Genomic DNA, 21,887 nt, shown 5'->3' on the forward strand with positions numbered 1-21,887 from the left:
GGTGAAATACAAAGTATACCCCTTGATGTCTTAAGCAAGGTTATGGTTCGTAGCAGCAAACTTACATTTGTTTTTCAACAGACTTATAACAGGCTTTATAGCACCAAATGTCGAGGCTCTATTATCATGATACCAATTATTCCTATGCTCTCTATGTTGACTAATAGTTACACATATGTGATTTTTAGCGCGGGACAAGGCAACGTATATTGCACAATTATCCTCGAATGTTTGTTCCGCATAGTTCCAAAAAGCCTGATCTTCTAGCCCCATAAAGTATACAGTGTGATATTCAAGACCTTTACACTTGTGGATATTCATTAAATGTACAGCGTTCTCAGCACTAAATAACTTTACAGCATCTTCTAATGAATTGGTCTGATTACACATATTTCTCAAGTGTACTTCAAGCGCTTGCCATACATGATTAAAATAAGCAGAAGATTTATATTGTTTCCATCTTCCTTTTATTTTTGGCAAACCAAGCTCATGAATAAAGCTTTGAAGATAAGATAACAAGTCATCAGCCGTTGTTGCTGTTGTTATTAACTCTTGCTTTAGTGAGATGAAGTTAACTAAAGAAGTAGTTAATTCTTCTTCTTTATCATCATCAGATTCAACCTTGTTTAAGACTAAATTAACTCTAAACAACTCGGTCATGACTTTAGGTTCAGGATGCACTAACGCTTTTAAAAACTGCGAGAATAATTGTCCAAGAGGTTCTTTTAAGGCATCTTGTAAGTCGGTCATGTCGAGGTTGTTTATACCAAGCCTCGTTAACTCAGCTCTCAATATTTCGGTGTACTGTGATGCCTGCTGCTTAGTTAAAACAGAAATATCGCTAGCGTCAATACCACTACTGATTGCTTCATTTATACTGTGAGCAATGAATGATGCTTCTTGATACTCATCACTGAAAGCATGTAGAGAGCAGTTGTCTGGAATTGTTGATACTTCTTGGAATGTAGATCTTGGGTTCTGTACAAATTGCAATACTACCGCTAGTACACCTTGTATTTCGCTAGACGCTCGGTAGTTTTTTATTAGGAACTTGTTTTGTGCTGAAAAGTCATTTAAAAAATCGGTGAATACAGTTTGACGTGCTCCAGCCCATAACATGATGCTTTGGTTAATATCTCCAACAGTTAAAATTTTAGTATCGGAGTTCTGAAACAACAGTTGTAACAATTCATATTGCTCATTAGTCGTATCTTGAAACTCATCTACAAAAACATATGCATAAGAATAAGAGAACATCGTTCTTAGATCTTCTCTTGCGCGTAAGATGCGTATTGCTAACACTAGCAAGTCGTCCATCAATATTTTGTTGGAACCACTTACATCTTGGCGACGAAAGACGATATCGTAATTGTTTATAGGACGTTCATTTTCAGGAAGAATATTTTTGAACCTATCGACAATACTCTTGCTGAATGCGTGGAATGTAAAAGAGTCAAAACGAGTAGCTTTATGACCACAACGCTTATTTATTCTCTCTTTTATGTTTAACTGAGCTTCAGTTTTAAACGTAAGAGATAATATTCTTTTAGGCCAAACACATTTATCAGTAAAGAATAAATAATTTGCTTTTTGGGCCAACAGCTCTGTTTTTCCCGCACCAGCACTTGCTAGCACAGCAACCGATACATCACAGGTAATGATATCCATTAATTCAGTTGTAGCTTCTATTCCCTCTGATGGTTTCCAGTCAGTCATTACTCAATTACCTGTTCAGACAACTCGACAATACGTTCCATCAATCGTGTTAGCTCTGATGGTAACTTTGCCAGTATCTCTCGAGAAGTATATTGCTCCTCAAGCTTGGTAAACATACGAACATGAGATGCAGGTTTACTTTTATTCGATAAGAAACGATAGCGATACCACAAGAAGTTCCTTTCCCAATCGGATCCAAAATCAAACCGTTTACCAGCATTTCCTTTCTTGAGTACCGCTTTTATTAACGCCGCCTCTCTTTTTGCTGTGTCTTCTTCTTCCTCATCTTCTTTACCATCAGATGGGCCTCTTTCTCCATAGGCTTCGTCTTTTTCACAAAAGATCTCCGGAAAAGAACAAATCATTGAGTAATCGATATCTAGTGGACTAGAAAAGTAAACATTACATGCTTCTAATTCATCTGCAATTATCCTTGTTTTACCATCTTCATAATGTATTGAAAACGAATCAGCGTTTCGCTCGCTATTCCAATTAGGGATATAAGGAATAATGCATTCGTTAATATAATTGCTCTTTATTTCATCCATTAAAAGTAATTGCTCAACGACATACTTCATGCGGCCAAAACCACCGCCATTACGATCAATATCAAAGTCCAATAGTGTAACAAAAGGGATTTTCAACGAATTAAGCAAACGCCAGAAATGATTAACATGCCTTCCACCAAGCGGAACCACCGATATTGAATGACCGTCAATGTCTTTTCCAAAGTGCTCCAATAATTTCGGAAGAACAACCTGTTCACTATCGCCTTCACCCAGTATCACTAGTTTGGAAAAGTAAATTTCGGGGTAAGCCTTAACAGCTTCATTAATATATTTAGCCTGCTCATCACTATCTTCAGGCAATAATAATGCTTGAACTTTTGTACATATATTCTCATTATCTAATCGAAAATGACGTATTTGCGCTGGTTCTATACGTCCAACCAATGAAGCAGAGTGCGTAGAAACAACTGACTGACAGAGTTCAGTTGCGCCATAATCTTTTACTAGCTTTAATATTCGACCTAAATAGTGTGGTGATAAATGGTTCTCAGGCTCCTCAAGAACAATCAAGCTAAAAATAGGTAGCTTCATCTTATCTGCATCAAAATTTGATGGCTGATTACTAACAATAGCTTGTCGTGTTGCTTTATCTATATCAAATAATGCCTTGGTTAGAGCAAAGTAAACGAGAGATTTTTGGCCATCACTCAATCGACTAGTATCAACCTTGTTTCTTGTTGCATCTGGCATAAACTGAAGCTGTATAAGCCTTAATATTTCATCCACATCACCGACAGGAAAATTAAGTCCAGCTTGATTAAGGTGACGCCCCTTGTATACCTCCTGCCAATTACGATTAATTGCTTGTGTGATCTGCGTTAAAGCTGGATTGTCTGAAGCCAATTGGTTCAGTTGCTGCGCTTGTGCTTCAAAAGATTCTTGCTCCCCCTCTGACCATTTAATCGCTTTGAGTAAACGGCCTAATATGGCTTTTGATGAGTATTTTAATTGAACTAACGGGTCTCTATTGGCAGGCACATAGTTGACTTGAATCGCATTCCTTTGAGTCGCAGATAAACGATGTTTGTTATCGTCTTCGGGTTCTTCCATATCGCCATCGATTACCCAAATATTTTCGTCTACATCCCCTAGAGGATTGTAATCAAAGCTTAGGCTTGCTTCTAATCGAACCCTAAATATGATTTCACTTGTTGATGTGGATGCTGTAAGTCCATTAATTAAAGGCGGAATCGATGGATTACCGTTATCATTGGCAAGACTAAACCATGCCTCTATAGTTAAATTTCTAGGGATTGCCGGATCCACATCGTCAGGTAAGTGAAAATCGGAAGGTATAATCCCACGTAAAGAATGATCGATTGAAAACAACTTATTTAGAGCTTCTAACGTGGCACTTTTTCCTGTTCCATTAGGACCAATAAAAACTGTTAGTTCAGGATCAAACTCTATTGTTTGAGGATAGCTTATTGATATGCTTTTGTAGCCAGATACCACAAGTTTCTTTAATAACATGCTTACCACTTGTTTGTAGAGGATTCTGTTCGAATCGCTTAAATAAACAAGAAACTTAATTATACCTTAAGCGATCGACTGATAGGCAAATCATACCATATCAAGCGGTTAGTATTATTTAGAAAGATCATGTTTATGATAAGAGTTTTTAATCTTTGAGAAAGACCTATCTAAAACGTTTGGGGGAATTTTCGTATTTAATGGCCCGTCAGGACAGATTCACATTAGTTCTATTTCAGAGCTATTCTCTCTAATGAGACTAATTAGTTGCTCCAACGATATAAATTTCACGTTTTCCCCTTGTGAGCGCTGCACGTACAAGGTTTATCAACTATTTTCCCTAATGCCCCCCTACTCCAACAACCCCGACAAAATACTCACACAGCCCAATTCGAAACAGTCTCGTCGAACTCGCAGCATTCTTATAAATACGTCCCTTAGCATCCAATTCCATTACCGAGCATTTATCCCAGTGTTTGGCATCTTTACTGTAATCAAGGCCACCCAATGCCTTACCTGCCGACTTTAGGTCATTTAACGAAGCTTCATCACTAACTAACCGATGGATTGTTAACCCTAATGCTTGCCACACTTGTGGGGATAAATGATAGCCAGAACGACTATTTATGAATGCTTCTGCTAGTGGTTCAAGCCATGCTTTTAGGAAGTAAGCAATCTTGCTGACATAGCCACCGCTGAGTACAGAAGTAAGGCTTGTACCATTGGGTAACGTAACGTCCTTAGACATCTTACTGTATTCTTGAGTACCCACCCCAGCGACAGCACCAACGATCAATTTGAATAAAACATATTGAGTCGTGATACAGCGTTCTGAAACCTTTACATGTTTGGAGTCAAAACTCACACCACCGTAGGATTCGATATTAGTTTCTTTAACTAACTGTTCAATAAAAGGTCTTAGAGGGAACTGATCATCGGGAAGTAAATTTTGTCCTTCATCAAGGTGTGGAAGGCTTAACGCAGAATCAAGCACTTGGCTTTTTTTAAATAACTCAACGACATGCTTTTCATCTAATCCCTGCTCATCATCAAATATCACTCGAATTTCTACGCTTTCCATCGCTAGACGTTGTCTCAATTCGCTTTTCTGGTTTGCCTCTTTAACGCTTAGCCTTGAACTGAACAAAAAAGTTTTTATTCCTAAAATTTTGCAGATAGCAACTAAGCCCAAAACATTGCCGACAATGCACGTATTCGATGGGACATAACTGAGTGTTGATAGCGAACTAGAGGCCTTCTGAATACTGGGCTTGCCCGTAATCGCAAATGTTAGCGATAGCGGTGCGCTTACCACGTTGTCAATCACGACTTTTTCTAGTTCAGCTTGAATAGCTTGTACTTTATTTGAATTTGTTGAATTAACCGCAGCATCAGCAACCCACTTCAATTCTGGCAACAAGCTTTTCGAAGAAAAATAGGCACTTACTTCAATCATGGGCATTGTAGTAATGAATGTTTTTTGTGTTCGCCCTTTCGCAGAGTGCAATATCCCAGTGATTTTGTTATCCGAAAGCTTCATTTTTTTTAATCCAGTTACTCGACTAGCGCAGTCTAAAATAAAAATTAAACTTGATCCGACTTGCTTGTCGGATCAATAATAAGACTAATATTAACTCAATTCCTGTTCCTAAACATTATATTGCCACACCATTGCTGAGGATTACCCAATGACAGATAAGTCTCCAGAAAATACACATGAAATATCAGATCAAAACCTAGAGACATCTATCGTAAACACGTTAGTTGATCGTTTTGGTGACACACCAAGAAGGAGCTTTTTGGCCAGTTCACGGCAATTGTTAGAATCTTCCAGTCAGCTACTTTCAAGAGATGTAATATCTGAAGTTTTCCAAAGTAAATCTAAATATTATTCTGGGGTTAGAGAGGTGGGTACAGGGTTAAAGCATGTTGATATCTTCATTAGCCCTGAGTTAGCACGAGACATGCTCGAACACTCTCGACGAGGGGTAATCAACCCAGAGAACAAGAACAGGACAATCAATAAAAATAAGGTCAAAAACTACAGTAAAGCGATGAAGGATAGAAAGTGGTGTCTGACAGGAGAGCCAATTATCATTTCTAGTGATGGCGAGATTTTGAATGGGCACCACCGCCTTGAAGCGGCCTGTGATGCGCAAGTCGGATTTATTGCTCCAGTGACTTACGGTGTGACCGATGACTTGTCCTTCGCCCACATTGACGTGGGTAATACCCGTTCTCGCGCCCAAGTATTAGCAATGTCCGGTGTGAAAGTTAACCCTAGCGTACTCTCTCGTATTGCAATGCTCGCAAAGGCATTTGAGTTGACGAAAAATCCGTTTGCGTTTCGTGGGACTCAGGGGACGTCTTTTCCGCCGCCTGAAATCTTAGACTTTGTAGAAAAGAACAGTGAACTTGCACTGTCCGTTAGCTTTGTTGGCGAGGTTGTCAAAAAATACAGACTTGAGAGCCAAGCCTCTGAGCCGATTTATGCGTTTGCACATTACCTAATTAAAAAGAAACTCACGGAAGTTCAAATTGAAGAGTTAACACTATCACCAGAGACTTACCTTACTAGAGTCATTTCATCACTGGGTTTAGAGTCCGAAGACGATGTCGAATATCAGGTGAGGAACTACTTACAATCACTTGTGCATGAATCGACGAGTTACTCCTTACTTTGCAAGTTATCAGCCATATTTAAAGGTTGGAACATGCACTTAGGTATCCCTGTTGCAGGTAATAAGATCGCGGTAAGACGAGTTGCTAGGTACAAAAAAGATGAAGATGGTAATAACATCCCTCTTCCTGCCGCAGGGAACATAAACGAACCCTTTACCATCCCATGTGTGCCAAAAGGAACGGTGCCCAAAAACATTCAAAAACAAAGTAATGTGAAAATAGTCAGCAATTAAAATGTATAGGGGCAGGCTTGACTCTTGCTCCTCCATTTCTGTTGTTCTACATGGTCAGGGTTTTATATCAAATAATACGATGTGAACCATCACTTTCATCAAGTCTTTTCGCTTGGCTTAATGGTAGAATCCCAGCATTAAAGTAAGTAACTCTGCTAACTGGGAAAACCATGCCACACACTAAAATCAATCAAGATGACATTAACAAAGCCGTCTGGGCAGCCTGCGATACTTTCCGAGGCACCGTAGATCCATCCATCTATAAAGACTTCATCTTAACCATGCTGTTCCTTAAATACATTTCTGATGTGCATCAAGATAAAGTGGATGAGCTGGCTAAAGAGTACGGTGACGAGCCTGAATTGATTGCAGCAATGATGGAAACTCAGTCTTTCAAGATCCCAACAGGTTCAACGTTCTGGGATTTATACGAAGCTCGCCATGAAGCAGGAAACGGCTCTCGTATCGACCAAGCACTACACGCGATTGAAGAAGCCAATGGCACTAAGCTAAAAAACGTGTTCCAAGACATCAGCTTTAACACTGATAAGCTCGGTGATGAAAAGCAGAAGAACGACATCCTGCGTCACCTACTGGAAGACTTTGGTAAAGAGACGCTTAACCTTCGCCCAAGCCGCGTTGGTACATTAGATGTTATAGGCAACGCTTACGAATACTTGATTAAACATTTCGCAGCGGGTAGCGGTAAATCGGCGGGTGAGTTCTATACCCCACCAGAAGTTTCTGACCTTTTATCTATCATTCTAGAGCCACAACAAGGCGACACAATTTGCGACCCTGCATGTGGATCAGGCTCGCTACTGATGAAGTGTGGTAAGCAAGTTCAAAACAACTTTGCTGGCTCTAAGCAGTACGCACTCTTTGGCCAAGAAGCCATTGGCTCGACTTGGTCATTAGCGAAGATGAACATGTTCCTACACGGTGAAGATAACCACCGCATTGAATGGGGCGATACTATTCGTACCCCTAAGCTTCAGGATAAAGAAGGCGGCCTGCTGCACTTTGATGTGGTAACGGCAAACCCTCCATTCTCGTTAGATAAATGGGGCTTTGAGGATGCAGGTAACGATCATTTTGGTCGCTTCCGCCGTGGCGTACCGCCAAAGACCAAAGGTGACTATGCGTTTATCTCACACATGATAGAAACTTTGAAACCACATACAGGCCGTATGGGTGTGGTTGTACCTCATGGCGTGCTATTTCGCGCTTCATCTGAAGGTAAAATCCGTAAGCAATTGATTGATGAAAACATGTTAGATACCGTAATTGGTCTACCTGAAAAATTGTTCTTCGGTACTGGTATTCCAGCGGCAATCCTTCTGTTCAAAAAACAGAAAGATGATAATAAGGTACTGTTTATTGATGCCTCTCGTGAGTTCAAGTCTGGTAAGAACCAGAACCAACTAACCCCTGAGAACATTCAGAAGATTGTTGATACTTACAAAACGCGTGTAACCACCGACAAATACTCATACCTAGCAACGCTCGAAGAGATTGCCGAGAACGACTACAACCTCAATATTCCTCGTTATGTGGATACCTTCGAGGAAGAAGAAGAGATCGACTTAGTTGCAGTTCGCACCGAACGCTTAACTCTAAAACATGATCTGGCTGACCTAGAAGTTGAAATGGCAGGTTACCTAGAGGAGTTGGGTTATGGTGCCTAACGGTTGGGAAAGGAAGCCTCTTGAGAAAGTAGCAGAGATTAAAACAGGCGTAGCCAAAGGTAAAAAAGGCTTAAAAGATCCTATTGAAGTGCCATACCTTAGAGTAGCGAACGTACAAGATGGATATATTGATCTTTCTGAGGTGAAGACTATCCAAATTGAACGCCATCAGCTTGAAAGATACTCATTGCAAGTTGGTGATGTGTTGATGACTGAAGGGGGGGACTTTGACAAGTTAGGGCGTGGTGATGTGTGGCAAGGTCAAATAACACCATGTCTTAATCAGAATCATGTATTTGCTGTGCGTCCGAATCAGAAAGTATTGTTACCGTACTTCTTAGGCGCATTATCAGGTAGTAATTACGGTAAAACATACTTTTTGAGTTGTGCTAAACGAAGTACAAATTTGGCAAGTATCAATTCTACGCAATTAAAAGAGTTTCCTGTACTGGCTCCCCCGATCCCAGAGCAACGAAAAATCGCCAAAATCCTCTCAACTTGGGACAAAGCGATTGCCACCACAGAAAAGTTGATTGAAACCAGTAAGCAACAGAAAAAAGCTCTGATGCAGCAGCTTTTGACGGGTAAGAAGCGTTTGCTCAATCCTGATACGGGTAATGCATTCGAGGAGGAGTGGGAAAGCTCCATTTTAAGTAAAGTTTGCAAGATTACTAAAGGTAAACAGCTTAATCGTTCAACTTTAAAGGCAACGGGTAAATATCCTGTAATAAATGGTGGTATTACTCCTTCAGGTTACACTGACTCCTTTAATACTGAGCGAAATACAATAACCATCAGTGAAGGTGGGAACTCATGTGGTTACACCGATTTCCAAAAAGTAGATTTTTGGTGTGGAGGTCACTGTTACAACCTAACTAATGTTACGGTTGATGCTGAATATTTGTACCAGTATTTGAAATTTAGCGAACGTAGAATTATGTCGCTGCGAGTTGGTTCAGGTTTACCAAATATTCAAAAAAAAGCGATTGAGAGTGTGTCTGTGCTTTATCCTTCAGAGGTCGAGCAACAAAAAATCGCCTCAGTGCTAAACGCTGCCGACAAAGAAATAGAAGTGCTCGGAGCTAAGTTCGCTCACTTAAAGCAAGAAAAGAAGGCATTGATGCAACAGTTGTTGACTGGTAAGCGTCGTGTGAAAGTTGATGATATGGAAGTCGCATAATGAATAAAAGACCTCGCACCATCCAGATATTTTTACCTAGTGGAGATCCATCGGGTATTCGTATTGCTGAGCAAACCACTTCAATCATTCGCTTAATTGAAGTGCCACGCAGTGAAATGGTCGAGTTTGTTAATATGCCGGAATCCAAACAAGTAGGGTTGTACTTTCTTGTCTCTGGTGACAACAAAGACGAATGCTACATCGGTCAATCTGGTGATGTGGGGTCTCGGTTAATGCAGCACCATAAAAGTGAGACTAAAGACTGGGAGCGAGCATTAGTCTTAGTTTCTCTCACCAACAACCTAACCCAAACCCATGTGCTGTACTTGGAGTCCTTGTCTATTGAAAAAGCGAAAGCGAGCCAACGCTACGAACTACTCAATGGAAATGGCGGGCAAAAGCCGCATACGCCTATCCCTCTCAAAGCCGATTGCGATGAAATCCATGATATTGGCAGCCTACTTCTAGCAACCTTGGGTTATCCGATTTTCGAACCGCTGACTGAAGTGAGCAATATCAAGGACGAGCAAACATTTGTCTGTAATCGTTCGGGTGTTAGGGCTGAAGGTGTTTATACCAATGAGGGTATGGTGGTATTTAAAGGTTCTTCTGCCCCAATGAAAACCAAGCGTAAAACCGAACCACGATTTTACGAAAAACGAGACGAGCTGCTAACCAAAAATGTTATATCTCAAAATAGCGACCGTTTTGTATTTGAACGCGACTACCTATTTAAAACCCCAAGCGGTGCTTCGTGTTTCTTACTTCTTGGTTCATCAAATGGCTGGGTTGATTGGAAAACAGATAAAGGTGTGACCTTGCATGATCACCAAGGAAGAACGTTAGAGTCAGCTACTGAGCAAGCAAATAATTAAAAATATAAGGCTAGGTATGGACACAAAACTCTCACAGTTTGATCAACTGCTTAAAAAATTAAAACAACTTGCACCGTTTGAAGTGGCGGAGCCAACTATTTTTAGCATTGGCAGCAAAGGCTATTACGAAAACCCGACTACTGACATATTGGCATTTTTTTTAGATGATAAAGCGGCTCATGGGTTAGGAACACTCGTACTAGAAGCATTAATTAATTCTTTACCGAAAAGCATTAATGATATTGATTGTTCGTTATCGCTTCCGCCAGAAAGAGAGGTTCAAACTCAAAAAGGTAAGCGTCTTGATTTGTTACTAGAAAGTGATGAGTGGGTTATGGTGATAGAAAACAAAATCTACCATGAAAAGAATAACCCTTTTTCTGAATACGAAAACTTTGTGTACAAGCAAAATTCCCAACGATTTCAAGGGAAGAAGAAATTTCTTGTCATCCTCTCTCTAGATGGAAACATACCTAAAGAATTGATGCTTTGGAATGGAATCAGCTACGACTCTTTTGTCCATTCATTGAAAGATAAGTTAGCTAACCATTTTATTGAACAGCCAATGAATAAGTGGCTTATTTTACTGCGTGAGTTCTCACTGCATTTGGAAAACGTTATGTCTCAACCACAACTCTCATTAGATACGCTTGACTTCGTATTGGACAACTTACATCAAATAAAACAACTACAAGAGACGAAAGTCAGTACGATTCAGTTGTATCAGCAAAGCTTACAGCAGCAACTACAAATCGATTTGGGTGTTGGCCTGCATTCAAAAGTGGTTCATTGGTACGGCTATCCAGCTATACGTTTTGCTTACCAAGACTGGCCGACTGAATCTGATGTTGTTCTATTTTTAGATGGGCGAAAAGGTAAATCGTTTTGTATTAATTATTATTGTGATGACATTGATAATAATGACGATCGAAAAATTGCTGATGAACACTATCGCGAACAAGATTGTGGTCAGGTATGGAATGAAGTGAGTGATACATGCCGTTGTTACAAAGCACGGTTTGAAGAACACAGTTTAGACACTATGCGTAAGAAAGTGGCACATAAATTACAAATAATGGATCAATTTGAAAAAGAGATCCGCCCTACATTAAAAGCAGACAAATCTACACAAAGTAGAGGAGTTGAATCTTAATGGAACAACAAAATATCCCCAACTTCCGTGAAGAGCAAAGCGCCAAAATCCCAGCGTTAACCTTGCTCACCAATCTTGGCTATCAATTCATTCCTCCGAGCGAATGCGTTGTTAAGCGTGGCAACCTCTCCACGGTGATTTTGCCTGACGTTTTACGTGATGTGTTGAAACACAAAACCTACTCATTCATGGGCAAAGATCACCAGTTATCAGAAGCGGCTATCGACAAAATTGTCCACGAGTTAGCGAACCCAGCGATGAATGAAGGGTTGAAAGCAGCGAATGAAAAACTCTATAACGCTTTGACCTATGGCATTGGCGTAACCGAGTTTGTTGATGGCAAGAAAGCCAACCCAACTATCAATGTCATTGACTGGCAAACACCTAACAATAACCAGTTTCACTTTACTGAAGAACTTGTCGTTGAAAATGCTCATGGTACTGCCAACCGCATTCCAGACATTGTTTGTTTTGTAAATGGCTTACCTTGGGTAGTGATTGAAGCTAAACGTCCTGATTCGTCTCACGGGGGTAAGCCGACCGTCGCTGAAGGTATCTCGCAAAATATTCGCAATCAAAAGGTCGATGAAATCCCACACTTATTTGCTTATAGCCAACTATTACTGTCAGTAAATGGTCACGAAGGTTTATACGGAACGTGCGGAACGCCAAGTAAGTTCTGGGCAAAGTGGAAAGAAGAAGAGATCACCGAAGCCACTTTTGAGCGCTTAAAGAATAAACCTCTTGAGCAAACCAGCCTAGATAGAATCTTTGGTCATCGACCAACTAAAGTTCGTGACGAATACCTGTCTTTAGTCGCTGGCGGTAACTTAGTGGTGACAGACCAAGACCGCTTATTGGTTTCACTACTGCGTCATGACCGACTACTGGAAATGACTCAGCTCTTCACCTTGTTTGATAAAAAAGCAGGTAAAATCGTTGCTCGTTATCAGCAAGTATTCGGCATCAAAGCCTTGATTGAACGTGTCACCTCTTTTGATGAGAAGGGGGCGCGTAATGGTGGTGTGATATGGCATACCACGGGTTCAGGTAAGTCATTTACCATGGTGTTCTTATCGAAGGCACTCATATGGATTAAAGAACTGGCTAAATGCCGAGTAGTAGTCGTGACCGACCGTGTTGATTTAGAAGACCAACTAGCGAGTACCTTTGCCTCTGGTGGTGCGCTATCAGAAAAAGATCGTAAAGCCTCAATGGCAACAACAGGCCGACGCCTTGCCGAGCAAATCAGTAAAGGGAATGAGCGTATTATCTTCTCCATCATCAATAAATTTGGTACAGCGATTGAGTTAGAAGAATGTTACAACGATAGCCCAGATATGATTGTGCTAGTTGATGAAGGCCACCGTAGTCAAAACGGTGAGAACAACATTCGTATGCAGCAAGCTCTTCCGAAAGCTGCTTATATCGGCTTTACTGGCACTCCGCTGTTACAGGACGACAAGACTGAAAATAAGTTTGGTAAGATCATCCATTCCTACACCATGCAGCAAGCTGTGGAAGACAAAACCGTCACGCCACTCTTATATGAAGAGCGCGTACCAGAGCTAAGCACCAACGATAAAGCGTTAGATGCGTGGTTTGATCGCATTACCGATAAGCTGACCGAAAAACAGCGTACAGACTTGAAGAAGAAGTTCGCTCAGAAAGGTCAGATCTATCAAACCGAGGGGCGGATCCATTTAATCGCCCATGACATTTCTGACCATTTCCAAAACTTCAAACGCCAAGGTTTAAAAGGACAGCTAGCCTGCGATTCAAAGGCCTCTGCCATCCAATATAAGAAGCTTCTCGATAAAATAGGCAAGGTAACCTCGGTTGTTGCTATGTCTTCGCCTGATACGCGTGAGGGGCACGATACAGTAGATGGCGAAAGCACGGATATCGTTCAGAATTGGTGGAAAGAGAATGTCCTCAGCTCTGATTTTGGTCAAGATGAGAAAGCTTATACTAAACATATTATCGAAGAGTTCGGTAAGGATGATGGCCCAGACATCATGATCGTGGTTGATAAGCTACTGACAGGCTTTGATGAGCCAAAGAACACAGTGCTTTACATCGACAAGCCACTTAAGCAACACAACCTGATCCAAGCCATTGCTCGGGTAAACCGTCTGCATCAGAAGAAAGAGTTCGGTTACCTCATCGACTACCGTGGCATTTTAAAAGAGTTGGATGCGACCATTGCCGACTATCAAGATCTTGCCGAGCGTACTCAAGGTGGTTTCGATATTGAAGACTTAAAAGGTCTTTATAATCGTATGGATACGGAATACAAAAAACTACCCGGTTTATACAGTGAGCTGTGGGCGATTTTTGCCGAAGTACCCAACAAACAAGATGGCCCAGCACTGCGCCAAGTGCTCGCTCCGAAAATTGACACCATTGATGGACAGCTTACCGATACCAACCAGAAAAAACGTGATGACTTCTACTCTACGCTCACAGCTTTTTCAAATTGTTTAAAAGTGGCTCTGCAATCCGCAACTTACTTTGAAGATAAAAGCTTCGATACCGTTGATTCAAACTCAGGTCTAGATAGGCGTGATTTGTATAAAAAGACGTTAAAGTCCATGGCTGAATTACGTAAGCAAGTTCGTGAAGATGCCGAAGAAACTATTGATTACGATGTGTATGCTGAAAATATTCGCACCATGCTGGATAAGCATATTGCGGGTGTTGAAATTGAAGAGTCAAAAGGCGCTTATCTAGTCGGAAACATGGGTAAGGATATTAAGCCAGAGCAACTCACCGACGATGAAGCTCGCAACCAAAAAGATAAGATCACTGGTCGTGTTACTAAAATGATCGAACAAGACCTTGCCGATGACCCGTATGCCCAAGAATACTTCTCGAAACTGCTTAGGCAAGCAATTCAACAAGCAAAAGAGATGTTCGATGCGCCTGTAAAACAGTACCTGCTATTTGCTGATTTTGAAGAGCAGGTAAAAGAACGCGATGTGAAAGGCATACCGACGGATCGCTTCGCAGAGCTTGATCCAAAAATAAAACGACACGTACAGGCGTTCTATGGCCTATTCCCTCATCATTTAGGGGATCATGTTTTGTCAGAAGATGAGTGCTTTAACTATGCGTTGCAAATCGATGAAATCGTTACCGCCGCTGTTGCTGAGTTTTCCATTAATCCTCAAGAAATAGAGAATCAGATCCGACGTAAGTTAATCCCTGTGTTATTCAAAGCGATAGGTATGGATAAAACCCAAGCCATTATTACTGATGTTATAAAAATTACCCGCCTTGGCGTGTCAGGGCATCATTAATGACGTCGGTAAGCTCCAGTGAAGGCAACAAAGAAGAATACAGCTTCGTCTATGGCGACGAAGCTTTGTGTTACGAAGTCGTCCGCAAACCTCATTTAGACGGTAAGAAACGTAAAATTACCATCAAGGTTCACCCCAATTGTGAAGTGGTGATTACTGCCCCAGAAGATGCAGAGCGTAACGACATTCACCAAGCTGTGATGAAGCGTGCTTCGTGGATTTACGATGCATTGAAAGACTTCCGCAGTCACTTGGAATACGTTCAGCCTAAGCACTATGTAAGCGGTGAGATGCAGTTCTACCTTGGTCGTCGTTACGTATTGAAGATCGTGGAAGATGCCGAAGCACTACCAACTGTAAAAATGACTCGCGGTAAATTACTGGTCACCTTAACTCGGTTTAACGATGACAAAACAGCCATGGTTCGAGCATTAGTGCGTAATTGGTACAAGGCACGTGCGGAGCGTATTTTCCATGAGCGTTTATCTGAATTACTTCCGCAAGCCACTTGGGTTGATGGTATCCCAAGCTTTCGTGTTCTTCCCATGAGTAAACAATGGGGAAGCTGCTCGGCTAAAGGCAACTTGATGCTGAACCCACACCTCATTAAAGCGCCTAAAGATTGCATTGACTACGTGATCCTCCATGAGCTTTGCCACATCGCTGAGCATAACCACAGCGAAAAATTCTGGCGCTTGCTAACCAGTGTTATGCCGAACTGGAAAGAAGTAAAAAACCGTTTAGATGGGATGGCAGAGTTGTATTTGAATGAGTAGCACTTGTCGGTGGACATTAAAGTTCGAGATTTTTACGTAGTTTGCCTTTTGTCCCATTCCGATCAGTCATTTCCGCCACTTTTTAAGCAACTAAGAAGTGGTCACAATACCTCGATACACCCCCTTAGTTGCGAGTTGCATTAAATACTAACGTCACCTCTTTCCACTGCACCACAAAACCCCACCCAATCCTGTATGTATATATAAACAGGATGACTGACAGTTCTACCTCGCATATACCTCTCTAGTGCCGCCAAAACGTCAACAGGCAGCGTACTAGGATCGACTACTAGGTGTGATGTCCCGTTCAATCTAAATTCTTCTAGGTTTGGTAATATCTTTTTCATAATCTAAAACCCTAATTTTGGCTCTTATGTGACTCTGAGTTAGAGTGTCATTAAGCGATTACTTTAACCGAAAAATGCCTGACCGTCATTGTTCTTTATTTGCACTAATCTAAATTTAAGTATTTAAAAATCAACAACTTATGACGTTGCACAATACTCAATTTTCATGCTATACATATTGTAATGAGTGGCATGAGTAAGTATGCCACATTGACTTAAAGTGGATGATTCAAGCATGAGATTACCCCTAACTAAAGAGCAATTGGAGATACTCATTCACCTAGTGGAAAACGAAATGAGCAGATTTTGTGGCGATCTAGGGTATTCAGAGTTATCCAAAGTAAGAGAAGTTTTACAGCAACAGATAAAACTTAAGACTCTAAAAGATAGTCATCACTAGGTTAGAAAAATGACTGATATAACTTACAAAATTGAGTCAACAGGAATAAAGAACTTCACTTACAAGAAACCATTAGTAGTTCGAGATGAGAAACGTAAGATGCAGATTGTCTATTCCAAGGACAAGTCAGCATATGTGCACATCAAACATATTATCTTCTTGAATCTTGTTGGTAGGGATAAGAAAAGTAACATTATTTCTTATCAACCTATGGATCATGTAAATGAATACATCCTTTTTAGACATATTGAGGATGGAATTGAAGATTCTGCTCAAGACTCTAAAGCACTCATCCATTACTTCTCTTTTATATTGGATGTACAAGCTGCTTGGGACAAAAAATACAACAATGACGATTATGATGAGCTACTTCATCCACCTCGACCAGAATGGAACAAATTTGGTATTAGAACTAATCACCGTGCTACCTATATGTACCACGCTAGCTTAAAAAAGGAAGGTCAGTCTGGGTCTGGATTAAGTCAATCACTATGCACTGCATACATGCGACGGGTTGTGAAATTCTACAACCACTTTCTTAGGAAAGGGATACGATTTAACAACCCTCCGTTCAAGCACGAATCGTTTATCATTTCCTTACATAGTGATGGTACGAACATGAATTCAAGATACTCATTCTCTGTTCAATCATCCGATTTGAAACTTACCTTTGCAAAACCAATGAAAAATGATGGTGGCAGTATCCCTAACTCACGACGTGAACTAAAGCCTCTTGCGAATAGAAGCTGGCAAGAGGTAGAGAACATCTTAACTAAAACGAAACGAGTTCTAAAGCTCGTTAAAGGGCGGGAAAAAATGACAAAACTTTCCGAAGAATACTGTCTTTTTTTCATACTACTTAGATTCACGGGGCTTAGAAAAGAAGAAGGTGCAAGCTTGCATATTGGACAGATTACTTGTCCTGATATGAAAAAACCAATGCTCCGTCTTGGGGTTGGAGATGAATACGGATCACTAACAAAAGGGGTCGCAGGAGTAAATAAAAACCGGAGAACAATAATACCCAGTTCAGTAATGTTGACTTTATACAATTACACAAAATCTGAACGTTACGAAAGAAGATTGAAGAAATTTAAAGAACTGTGTCAAAAAAAACGAAAAGAAGGAGATGACGCGTTCTTTGATTCTAAAGATGGGGTTGACGAAAACAAGGCTTACCTCTTTTTGAGTGCAACAGGTAAACCGTTCTTCTTGAAACTAACAGAAATAAATACTCGATGGGGTGAAATAAGAAAAACCGCAAGCATCAACTTAGCACAGAGCATCGAGGACGCAGTTGTGCATAACTTAAGATCGACTTTTGCAGTGGCTTTATTTCGTATGCTTTTGAAAAAAAAGGATGCTGAGCAGGCGCTAGCAATTGTTTCAGAATGCCTAGGCCATGAAGATTTAGAGACAACATTACTATACCTACAGATCGCAGAAGATCATCCAACTGGTGATGAAATTTGGGAAGATATACTCGATTACCTTGACGTATTTAAAGACCTTGAAGATGAATTACTAGGTGATGCGATTCAACCACAAACCTTGGCTCACTAGGAAAATCACCATGAGCTAACAATATATTCGCTCTACAAAGGAACTAAGATGAGTCGAAGAAAGCCACTTCAAGTTGATGATATCTTTGATGATGAAGAGTCTACAGTGGAACCATTAAGAGTCGAAGATATGATTCTGAAATGTACCTATAATTGTCATTTCATTCAGCTAAATTTCAAAAATGCCCCTAACTTCAACCAAGTAGGGAACAAAATTAAAGGTGTAGACTATATCCCGATGGGGAGAGAGGCATTTGTTCGTCAAGTATATAAAATTATGAAACCCAATTTCAACATAACCAAGCAGACAAGGTTCAGAGGCTTAAAATACTACCTAAGATGGCTAGATGAAAGAAATTTAACGGCTGTTGATGGCGACTTCTTCCACAAAGTTTTATACGAATCCTACATGGAGCATTGGGAGCTTTGTGTTAGCAAAAACGAAGCAAAGAAAAGTTCGTGGAACGAGGCTAAAAAAACAATAAGCTTCATGCTTAAGGCTCTTGGTCGAGAGGATGAGGCTAAAAAACTCAAATCGATCAAAGGAATAAAAAAAGATACAAGCCATTACGAAGGCATTGATGTAGGCGATGCGTTACGACCTACTTTGAAAAGATTATTTGCAGCATTCAAAACTTATACCAAACATATCAATGACGGAACATATCCTGAGCTTAATCCAATTTGGGACGAAACATTGTTCAATGAAGCTGCGAAAGCTAATGCATGGAGCATTGAGGAAGAAGAAAAGAAGAAAAACCTCTTCAAGACTGCTGTGTTCCACCGGAAATACGGACATCAACCTTTTTTCAATCATTTAAGTCGTCTTGCAGTAATCATCACTTATTGCCTCACAGGACAAAACAGCACACCAATTCTAAATCTAAAGCTTAGTGATGTGAGGTTTTGCAATAAAATGAACGGAAAAGCTTACTTTGATATGACGAAAGCACGTGCTAAGTACCTGAAGTTCGACACTGCGATAGGTTTTAAACCTCACGTTCAATCGTTCTTCCACTCTTGGGTGAAGATAGCAAAAAAAGTTCAAGCAAAAACTAACACTGACTGGCTGTTCCCTTGGCATACAAGAGATGGGGAAACAAAAGGTTTTGTAGAAACGGGGCAACTAGCTCCACAAAAAAAACTAAATGAGTTAATGGGATTATTAGGGTTGCCCAAAGTGAATGCCTCTATACTCAGGCAAACAAAAATAGAAACCCTCTTAAAAGTAACGCAAGATATCTGGCTGGTATCAATGTCATCAAATAACTCTGTTAAAGTTCTTTCGGCAAGCTATGGTGACGGCAATAAGAATGAGCAACGCAGGAACATAGCAGCCGCGCATACGGCAATGTACGATATAGCAACTTGCAATAAAGAGCCTGAAGAGTCGATAAAGGAAGCAAAGTATGAATTTAGAGATGTGCTGACGGAATATGAGTATCAAAAGTTAAAAGATAGAGGCAATGATAAGCTGACTACAGTAGGTACTCGCTGCAAAGATTCAACTCAAGGTTCTGCTGACGTAATCAAAAAAAATTTAGAAAAAGAAGGTGTTAGAACGAATAATAATGAACTTGCTTGTACAGACTTTCTAAGCTGTTTTGAGTGCGTACACCACCGATTAGTCGCCGCAGTTGAAGATATCTGGTTAATGCTCTCTTTCAATGACACATTAAAAGAAATGAAGGAATATCCATCAATAAATTCACTCCCAACAGATAAGTTTCACAAAATATGCAACACCGTGGAATCAATCCTAAAAAAATTCAAAGAGCGCTCTCCAAAGAACTTTTCAATAGCTGAAAGTCAACACAACAATGAGCCTCACCCTCTATATAGCGATGGCTATAGCCTAATTGATCTGTTGGAGACATTCTGAGTATGACCTACAACACAAACAACGACAAAGTTCAAGAACAGATCACTCCTCTACAAAAGTCAACTACAGCTTTTTTAATAAAGCCTTGTGATTTAATTAACTCATTACATGACAAGCCTTACTACACTGAGGAGTGGGACTTCTCTACAAGTACGTCATACAGCACACACAAAGCAAATGCCTCTAAAGTCTCGTTTAGATCAATACCTGCGGAGTTTGTTCAAAGTGTTCAAGATACCCTCTACCACTTATATCATTATAAAAAGCAAACAGAGTCTCAATCGCCATCATCAAAATGGATAGATGATAAAAAAATGGGTTTAGCTCGGATTGCTGCCAGCCTCAATAGCACTGACTGGTCAACATTAGAAGATAGAAATGTTCTCAAATCTTTTCTTCGAACGTTGAAAAATTGTCGCTTTTCATACCACCAACTGACTACCGTAATCTCTACGCTGAATATACTTACGGCATCTGGAATTATAATTACCTATATTGATGGTGACAAAATATATCAGCAAGCATCTACGCCGAAGAAAACACAACAACACATAGCTCTTCCACCCGTGATGTTGCAGACAATCCTTAATCACGCTCTAGGCGTTATCGCTGCATATCACGAGTATCGGCATATTATTTCTCAGGTGATGGAAGCAGCTTATAACATCAAACGTCGTGGGGAAGCAGGTGAACGTCTAAATTTTGACCGATATTCACATAAAGGCAAAACACTATCAATGAACAGAGCGGCTATCGAGGCTAGGGTAACCAAAGCAGTTCAAAATATTGATCATGAAATTCCAGATTTTAGGCCCGACATTAAAGGTTTAAAACTAGGGGAAATAATGACTAGCTGCCTCATTGTTGTCCTAGCATTCAGTGGCGCTAGAATTGGCGAGGTATTGAGCTTCAACAAATCTAACTATAAAAACATAACTGTTAATGGCAAAGAAATCATCGTATTGCAGGGAGAGACCAGTAAAAGTCACAACGGTAAGCCTAAAACCACGACATGGCAATCCCACCCTATTGCACTACAAGCATTAGAGCTGGCTTACGACATGATGGAATCAACTCGGAAATGTTACGAGCAGAAAATCAAAGACATGGAAGAAGAAGGGAATATCTCAAAGGAAAGCATTGAGCACATGAGAAAACAATTAAATTCTTCTTTCATTGCACCATCTCTATTCGAACAGAAATCTAACAACTTTACATATATCAACACTATCACCGAATCAATCAAGAGATACTTACCGAGGCTTGGCTATAAACATACGCAAGAAGATATTGATACATTTGATTTACTAAACCCGAGTCGAGAAGGACAGCTCGCCTTAAATAGGCCATTTGAACGCATTACTTCGCACACTTTTCGAAGAACATTTGCTGTGTTTTTTGTTCGGTATGGTTTTGGTTCAGCTCAAGGTATTAAGTTTCAGTATAAGCACCAAAACCTTAATATGAGCGATTACTATGCCAATAATGCTGTGCTAAGTAAAATGAATGATCTAATGCTAGATACTGACCTGCTTGATGAGTTGAAAGAGGCTGGGATCGAACTTGGAATCGAACTTTACGATGATATATTCAACAGAAGTGAAAATCTCAGTGGTAAACAAGGTGAGGCAATTCAAAAAGATAGATTTAAGCAACTTGAAGAGGGAGAAAGTGTTCTGATGACCTTAGATGAAATCGAAGCACATATCAGATCAGGTGACTTTACAATTGTTCAGCTACCCTCTGGTGCATATTGTACCAATGCAACTTGTGATCGACTATGCGGAACCTTGCCATTTAGGGCAGAGAAAACAGAATGCGAGCACAAAGTGGTCACAGATAAAGGAGCTAAAGAAGTGGCGAAACAAAGATTAAGACTAATCAAGAAGTTTCGCGCCCTTAATTCTGGTGACAAGTTAAAAAGCTCAATACTCGCTGGACTAAAAATCAAGATACAAATTGGTGAGTCAACACTTCAAGTGCACAACATTAATTACACAGCGTTTACTGAAGAAATTATTGCTTTACAGAGCGTTACGTAAAATGCAC

General features: G+C 40.4%; 13 protein-coding genes. 10 read left to right on the forward strand and 3 right to left on the reverse strand.

The window, feature by feature from the left end; all coding sequences use genetic code 11:
• Window positions 1-30: 30 nt before the first annotated feature.
• From EYW48_RS11455 to EYW48_RS11465, 3 genes are all read right to left on the reverse strand, one after another.
• A complete protein-coding gene (locus EYW48_RS11455; protein WP_277432430.1) occupies window positions 31-1,716 on the reverse strand; it encodes an ATP-dependent helicase in 1,686 nt (561 codons plus the stop codon).
• Complete coding sequence (locus EYW48_RS11460; protein WP_277432431.1) at window positions 1,716-3,758, reverse strand: AAA family ATPase; 2,043 nt, start codon at window positions 3,756-3,758, stop codon at window positions 1,716-1,718. The genes EYW48_RS11455 and EYW48_RS11460 overlap by 1 nt, the downstream gene beginning before the upstream one ends.
• A gap of 340 nt (window positions 3,759-4,098) precedes the next feature.
• A complete protein-coding gene (locus tag EYW48_RS11465) occupies window positions 4,099-5,298 on the reverse strand; it encodes a hypothetical protein (RefSeq protein WP_277432432.1) in 1,200 nt (399 codons plus the stop codon).
• A 148-nt stretch (window positions 5,299-5,446) separates the two neighbouring features.
• Here EYW48_RS11465 and EYW48_RS11470 point away from each other — a divergent pair, with 148 nt between their 5' ends.
• The 10 genes from EYW48_RS11470 (at window position 5,447) to EYW48_RS11515 (ending at window position 21,880) form a co-directional block, all read left to right on the forward strand.
• The gene (locus EYW48_RS11470; protein ID WP_277432433.1) at window positions 5,447-6,673 is read left to right on the forward strand and encodes a chromosome partitioning protein ParB; all 1,227 of its coding nucleotides are present in this window, start codon (window positions 5,447-5,449) and stop codon (window positions 6,671-6,673) included.
• A 170-nt stretch (window positions 6,674-6,843) separates the two neighbouring features.
• Window positions 6,844-8,361 (forward strand): type I restriction-modification system subunit M, encoded by a 1,518-nt coding sequence (locus EYW48_RS11475; RefSeq protein WP_277432434.1) that lies wholly within the window; start codon window positions 6,844-6,846, stop codon window positions 8,359-8,361.
• The gene (locus EYW48_RS11480; protein WP_277432435.1) at window positions 8,351-9,541 is read left to right on the forward strand and encodes a restriction endonuclease subunit S; all 1,191 of its coding nucleotides are present in this window, start codon (window positions 8,351-8,353) and stop codon (window positions 9,539-9,541) included. The genes EYW48_RS11475 and EYW48_RS11480 overlap by 11 nt, the downstream gene beginning before the upstream one ends.
• Window positions 9,541-10,416, forward strand: a complete 876-nt coding sequence (locus tag EYW48_RS11485) for a GIY-YIG nuclease family protein (protein ID WP_277432436.1) — start codon at window positions 9,541-9,543, stop codon at window positions 10,414-10,416. The genes EYW48_RS11480 and EYW48_RS11485 overlap by 1 nt, the downstream gene beginning before the upstream one ends.
• Window positions 10,417-10,432: 16 nt before the next feature.
• A complete protein-coding gene (locus EYW48_RS11490) occupies window positions 10,433-11,569 on the forward strand; it encodes a PD-(D/E)XK nuclease family protein (protein WP_277432437.1) in 1,137 nt (378 codons plus the stop codon).
• Window positions 11,569-14,871 (forward strand): HsdR family type I site-specific deoxyribonuclease, encoded by a 3,303-nt coding sequence (locus EYW48_RS11495; protein ID WP_277432438.1) that lies wholly within the window; start codon window positions 11,569-11,571, stop codon window positions 14,869-14,871. The genes EYW48_RS11490 and EYW48_RS11495 overlap by 1 nt, the downstream gene beginning before the upstream one ends.
• Window positions 14,871-15,647 carry a SprT family zinc-dependent metalloprotease gene (locus EYW48_RS11500; protein ID WP_277432439.1) on the forward strand — a complete coding sequence of 259 codons (777 nt, stop codon included), beginning with the start codon at window positions 14,871-14,873 and terminating at the stop codon, window positions 15,645-15,647. Before EYW48_RS11495 ends, EYW48_RS11500 begins: the two co-directional genes overlap by 1 nt.
• A gap of 756 nt (window positions 15,648-16,403) precedes the next feature.
• A complete protein-coding gene (locus EYW48_RS11505; RefSeq protein WP_277432440.1) occupies window positions 16,404-17,957 on the forward strand; it encodes a tyrosine-type recombinase/integrase in 1,554 nt (517 codons plus the stop codon).
• 48 nt (window positions 17,958-18,005) lie between these two features.
• Window positions 18,006-19,838: a hypothetical protein gene (locus EYW48_RS11510; RefSeq protein WP_277432441.1), complete on the forward strand. Its 1,833-nt coding sequence runs from the start codon at window positions 18,006-18,008 to the stop codon at window positions 19,836-19,838.
• Window positions 19,839-19,840: 2 nt separating this feature from the next.
• Window positions 19,841-21,880, forward strand: coding sequence for a hypothetical protein (locus tag EYW48_RS11515; protein ID WP_277432442.1), 2,040 nt, complete (start codon window positions 19,841-19,843; stop codon window positions 21,878-21,880).
• Window positions 21,881-21,887 lie beyond the last annotated feature (7 nt).

It is taken from the genome of Vibrio sp. 1180_3, assembly GCF_029478545.1.
In the GTDB taxonomy this organism is placed as follows: Bacteria; Pseudomonadota; Gammaproteobacteria; order Enterobacterales; family Vibrionaceae; genus Vibrio; species Vibrio aestuarianus.

Excerpts from the sequence above, each read along its gene's own strand:
- EYW48_RS11460 (WP_277432431.1), bottom strand. The coding sequence starts at position 3,758 with ATGTTATTAAAGAAACTTGTGGTATCTGGCTACAAAAGCATATCAATA.
- EYW48_RS11500 (WP_277432439.1), top strand. The coding sequence starts at position 14,871 with ATGACGTCGGTAAGCTCCAGTGAAGGCAACAAAGAAGAATACAGCTTC.
- EYW48_RS11485 (WP_277432436.1), top strand. The coding sequence starts at position 9,541 with ATGAATAAAAGACCTCGCACCATCCAGATATTTTTACCTAGTGGAGAT.
- EYW48_RS11455 (WP_277432430.1), bottom strand. The coding sequence starts at position 1,716 with ATGACTGACTGGAAACCATCAGAGGGAATAGAAGCTACAACTGAATTA.
- EYW48_RS11470 (WP_277432433.1), top strand. The coding sequence starts at position 5,447 with ATGACAGATAAGTCTCCAGAAAATACACATGAAATATCAGATCAAAAC.
- EYW48_RS11510 (WP_277432441.1), top strand. The coding sequence starts at position 18,006 with ATGAGTCGAAGAAAGCCACTTCAAGTTGATGATATCTTTGATGATGAA.
- EYW48_RS11515 (WP_277432442.1), top strand. The coding sequence starts at position 19,841 with ATGACCTACAACACAAACAACGACAAAGTTCAAGAACAGATCACTCCT.
- EYW48_RS11475 (WP_277432434.1), top strand. The coding sequence starts at position 6,844 with ATGCCACACACTAAAATCAATCAAGATGACATTAACAAAGCCGTCTGG.
- EYW48_RS11505 (WP_277432440.1), top strand. The coding sequence starts at position 16,404 with ATGACTGATATAACTTACAAAATTGAGTCAACAGGAATAAAGAACTTC.
- EYW48_RS11465 (WP_277432432.1), bottom strand. The coding sequence starts at position 5,298 with ATGAAGCTTTCGGATAACAAAATCACTGGGATATTGCACTCTGCGAAA.
- EYW48_RS11490 (WP_277432437.1), top strand. The coding sequence starts at position 10,433 with ATGGACACAAAACTCTCACAGTTTGATCAACTGCTTAAAAAATTAAAA.
- EYW48_RS11480 (WP_277432435.1), top strand. The coding sequence starts at position 8,351 with ATGGTGCCTAACGGTTGGGAAAGGAAGCCTCTTGAGAAAGTAGCAGAG.
- EYW48_RS11495 (WP_277432438.1), top strand. The coding sequence starts at position 11,569 with ATGGAACAACAAAATATCCCCAACTTCCGTGAAGAGCAAAGCGCCAAA.